General features: G+C 44.3%; 2 protein-coding genes and 1 pseudogene. 1 reads left to right on the top strand and 2 read right to left on the bottom strand.

What is annotated here, in order from left to right; genetic code table 11:
• Positions 1-208: 208 nt before the first annotated feature.
• Positions 209-394, top strand: a pseudogene (locus AC5JM2_RS00415) (hypothetical protein); the annotation flags it as partial.
• 106 nt (positions 395-500) lie between these two features.
• Here AC5JM2_RS00415 and AC5JM2_RS00410 read toward each other — a convergent pair.
• Entirely contained in the window at positions 501-1,979 is a 1,479-nt protein-coding gene (locus tag AC5JM2_RS00410) for an ATP-binding protein (protein ID WP_495832945.1), read from the bottom strand.
• Entirely contained in the window at positions 1,979-4,696 is a 2,718-nt protein-coding gene (locus AC5JM2_RS00405; protein ID WP_495832944.1) for a TnsB C-terminal domain-containing protein, read from the bottom strand. The genes AC5JM2_RS00410 and AC5JM2_RS00405 overlap by 1 nt, the downstream gene beginning before the upstream one ends.
• Positions 4,697-5,105 lie beyond the last annotated feature (409 nt).

Here is a 5,105-nt window from a genome sequence, read left to right as displayed (position 1 = left end):
TGATATGGCGGATAGTAAGCTAAACGTATATTTAGTTGATTGGATTGAGCAAATTTGTGATTTGAATCATAAAATAAACTTTTAGCTCAAGATATGCTTCAAAAAGAGTTAACCATTTTATGCTTCAAAAATCAGAATCAAAGTAGAATACATCTTCGATGTAATACACGGATACGGGTAAACTAACCGTGTATTACATGGAAAGTTTATGCTGAAGCGGGAAATTCAGGGGAAGTTTGCGCTCAAAAACAATGATTACCGTCAAGTACGCTCTTTGAGATTGACTGATGAAACCTGGAAGGCTTTGGGTATTGTGGCTGAATGTATGAGGATGACCAGAGCGGATTATTTAGAAGAGATGGTTAAAAACAACCTTCAACCAAGTATTACACGGGTGAGGTGTAATTGAAGAAGGTACTGAGGGAAGAACTTTCCATATATTACACGGTGCATAGGAGCATTTAACTGCTCTGTTTCCCATCTGATTAATTTTTTGATGTTCACTGTTGTCCTACAGTATCTCGTTTGGGTTTGCGTTGTCCGACACGCCCCGAAGACTTTTTAGATGTTTTCAGCATTTCCTGTTGAGTTGCGGTTTCATCAATTTTCTTCTGTTCGTCCGTGGGACTAGGGGTAATATTTGTTTCAAGTGGAGTTTCACTAATTAGAGAATCAGCTTGTTTGGTTTTCTTACGAGTTTGTTTTTTCTTTGGGGGTGGCTCTATACAAGTTTCATCTGGTGTTGCAGAAGCCGTTTCATCTATCGTAGAACTGACGGGCTTTTTACGAGTTCGCTTGGTTTGAGATGATGATTTTGAAGATTTTGGGGGCGATGCAACCACATCATTAGCCCCCTTGGATAAATCCACCGCAGTTTTTGGTACAGATGTCGAACCCATGCCTATCTGTAGCAAATGCCACAAATGTTCACGGCGACTTTCCATGTAAGAGAGTTTTTGTTCACCCTCAGTAGTATCCAATGCCATGCGTTCACACTGGGCAAGGGAGAGCGTATGTTCATGCAACCGTTCTAAACTCAGAGTATCGTGGCCATCATGCAATGCCGCCGCCACAGCCCGGATAAGCCAGTCCTTGAGTACCCCAACACAACCAATGGAACGCTCATAAAAGTAAAGCCAATGCTGCATTAACTGCGGAACATCAACATTCATAGGTACTTGCATCAGCAGTGCCAATAATGCGGCTTGAAAGTCTTGGCGGTCTTGTTCATTTTGATACAAATAACGCGGAAAATGGATATCTAGTCCCCGCCGGGATGCTTGACCGCTTAAATTGCGGAAATTGAGCAGTTCATAAGTCCCAATGAGAATGTGTAGCACACCCGTAACGTTGGTCATGGACTTAATCCAGTCCAATTGGTCTAGAAGTTTACCAGCACTGGCACCAGTTCCAATCTTCATTAAGTGCTGTGCTTCATCCAGAATCACTGCCCGCACTCCACGTTTGGTCATCGCTTCTTCTAATGCATGGCGCAGTTCTGGTGAATCATTAAACTGTGCTGTTTTAGTACGCCCACGTCCTTTCTTCTCCCAGGTTTGCTCCGCGTCAATATCTATCAGCATCCGCCGCTCATAGAATGGTTCTCCCAAAAATTTCAGCGCAGTGCGGTAATAATCTGCCCGATTAAACACCCCACCGTCCGGTGGTCGTGTTTCTAACAACAATAACGGTATTGGGGGCTGACTGCCGTTACGATAACTTAAGGAATTGGAAACACCGGGTAAGTGTTCGGGTAAATTCTCATTTAATCGTTTAGCAATCTGCTGAATCATCGTGGTCTTGCCCACACCGCTTGGCCCATACACCAACACATGAGCAAATCCGGCGGGTTCTCGAATCGCACGCATCAACAGCATATCTACCCGTGCTAATTGGGGATGTAAAACTGCATACTCCTTAAACTGGGTAAGTTTCGACTGCATTTCGTCGCTTTGATGAGCGCTCTCCAAATTGTCCATTAACGGTATTCCCCTAGTATCGGCAGTCGTGTGACATCCAACAGTTCAACATTTTGAGGCAGTGCTGGCTCAAATTCCTCATCAGTAGTGTGTGCTTCCATCTCCGGCTCAAGAGTGCTGACTGGGGAGAAAGGAGGTACACCTGAGTTTTTGGGTGTTAAATTCTCCAAGACCCCAACCGCTTCCAAATCCCGTAAGCGTTGCATGAGCAAGGTTTCATGTTCTTGCACCGCCGCGATGAAGTCGGCGAGGCGTTTGGCAGAGATATTTGTACTCACAGCATTACGCTTATCTTGTTGTCTGATTTCTTGGGCAGCTAACAGCACTTGTTTCTCCGTGCGTCCGGCAAAGGTGCTGTAATACTGGGAGATACATTTGACCCATCTTCCCTCCAGGTACGCATAAGCTACACCCATATCAAAAGGGTCATAGCGCACATTGACTTTGGTCTTTTCGACAACCGGACTGCGCAAAGCATCATTCCAGTAATAGAGATAATTAACTTTAATTCCCTGTCCCGGCTGAACTAAAGCGTTGCCTTTGGGTGTACTAGGGCGTGTTGCCATGAGAAAGTCTTCGTCATAGGCAATGCGTCGGTGTTCCCTCTCCCCTGTGGCAGCCATTGCGTCGGTATAAACTTGTAATGGTGTCTCACCCAAGGAATTATGTACGCTCGTGTCATAAATGGTGTATGCCCACTCGGTCAGGTAGGTATGTAAATCTACCAATGTCCACACGGCAAGCTGTTTGGGGTCAACAACTTTGGTCAATTGACGCGGCTGCTTACTGGCTTGGGTGTTGCCCAGTAAGTTAAAGAGAAATTCAGTATTGGTTGTGCCGAATAATCGCTCAACTACTGACCCAAAACGGGGTTTACCACCGGGTCTTGTCTTTTTAATGCAGTGGTAGCGTGCTAATAAGGTGTCAAAGTAAACGCTATGAAATTCCTTGCCTCCATCTACAACTACGGATTGGGGAAAACGACCAAAACGCTGGACGCACAACCGTAGTGCCATCATGCAAGACCTGTAACTGGGTGGGTCAAAGGTGAGATAAACTGCTAAGATGCGTCGGGAGTAGGCATCAATTAGTAAGGTCAGCCAAGGTCGTCCTAAGTTCCGACCAGAAGCGAAGGAGCGTAATTGGATGTCGAGTTGGGTGTGGTCAAGATGGCAGATAGCAAAAGGTCTGTCTCCATGCCGGGGTGTAGTTTTAGCTAGTTCTAATACAATCGGTTCTGTTGCGTATGCAGCTTTTGCTCCTTGGCGTTTTAAAGTCTGCTCATGAGTGGGACGCTTTTTTAGCCGAGTATAAAATGTGCGCTGACTGAGTGGTTGAATGTTGGCGGAACAGCACGCTTTTGTATATGCACGATAAACTGAAGCCCCTGGCGCTTGTCTTGGTGTCTCGTAATGTTCGGTAATAAATTTATCTAATAAAATGCTTGCATCTGTTGGTGCTTTGGGTTGGCGATTTCCTCTACTAGAGGTACGTGGGAGCAAACCAACATAACCACAGCCTACATGTGCTTCAGCTTCACGAAACTGTTTGACCCATCGGGATAATGTGCTAGGAGATATATCCTGATATATCTCTGTGTGACGCTGGAAATATGCTTGTACTAAATGAAATCTGCGATTGGCTGTTTGTAGGTCAGCAGGCGAGGCGGCAACCATCAATTCATGTACTCTAGAATTGATGGTTGCGTGTGTTTCTGAAGTTTGAATGTTGATAGTGCCACTGTCGAATAATTGCAGAAAAAATGCTGTGGGCAATTGCATTGGTTGCCCAACTTCGGGTAACAGTGTGGTTGTTGTCTCGCCCAAGTTAACTAAAGTCCAAAGTTGTGAGTCCCAGACTAATAAAGTGTTAGGCAAGAGTGTTGTGGGTGAGGTGATTTTTTGATGATTAAGAGTTGTCCCTATCGCTAAATGTGTATGAGCAGCATGAGTTTGTTGGTCTGCCCATAGCTGAACGAGCCAATGTTCCACTAGGGGAACTGCATACAAGTCTACGTAGAGTTGCTCTTTTGCAATCATGGCGTAGATATCGTTGGCACGTACTCCAGGTATGGATGCAAGTGTAGCGGCTATGGTTGTTCCTGGGGTGGTTTGAACTGCTGCTTTGATTTGTTCTGTAATGGAGTGAGGGATATTGGCGGTGAACCTAAAGTAGTCTTCTAAAAACATTAGGTTCTGGGTGAATATGGGATTTAATTCGGTATCGGTGCGGACGTGGTATTTGAGTCCAAATGATTCAGCGTAAGCTTCTCCTGGTGGGCAATGCCAATGACCAGTTTCAGTTTTTTGGTAGCGTGAAGGATATTTTTGGGCTAGTCGTTTTAATTCGGTTTCGGTTTTCCATTCTTCCCAGGTTGCACCACTTGGACGCAGTACGAAGAAGTCTGGAGTATGGTAATGACCTATTTTTCGTCCTGTTTTGTTGTGGTACTGGATTTTGAACGGAGGTGGCTGGTCGTAAAACTCTAATACGTCTGGGGAGTGTTCCATTTGATATATTGCCCACAGTTCTACGGTGTGGCTTTCAAATTGGATGGTTTGACCCATTTTGCGGCTAGGGTAAACTCCACTAACGTTCTTGGCGCGTCCTTGTACTCTCCGTGAAGGTGGGGCAGCTCGAATTGCGGCAATTAAATCTTTGCAAGATGCCGTTAGTTGCTGTTGCTTACACCAATAATCAAATTCGTCGTCTGTCATGAGAGTTTTTCATCCTCGTCAAGAGTGTTTCTCTATGCCAGGAGGCGGTTTTAGGCTTTCAGTACGCAATACAAAACTACGGGGTCATGGTTTTAAGTGAAGCATATCTTGGAATTTTGAACCATATTTTGAATTAAAAGTTTATAAGTGGGCGATTTTTTCAAGGATTTTTTGTGCAAGTTTTGTCCGAAAGTGTTTTTTAAACTCATTCTCTAATTATGCTTTAGGATTTCAACTCTCTCTCATGATTTGATGCAAAGTTTTCTGTTGTGATTGCCGCAAAAGCACGAAATTGCGTTAACTTTTTCTCAATTTATGGTTCAAAATTTTTCCCACATTATGATTCAAATCACAAAATTCTAGTATACGTTTCAGGAACTGGGTACGTCTAGAATTATTTTCTCCGCCA

The sequence above is a fragment of the Brasilonema angustatum genome (genome assembly GCF_059505445.1).
This window is presented reverse-complemented; position numbering and strand designations above follow the sequence as displayed.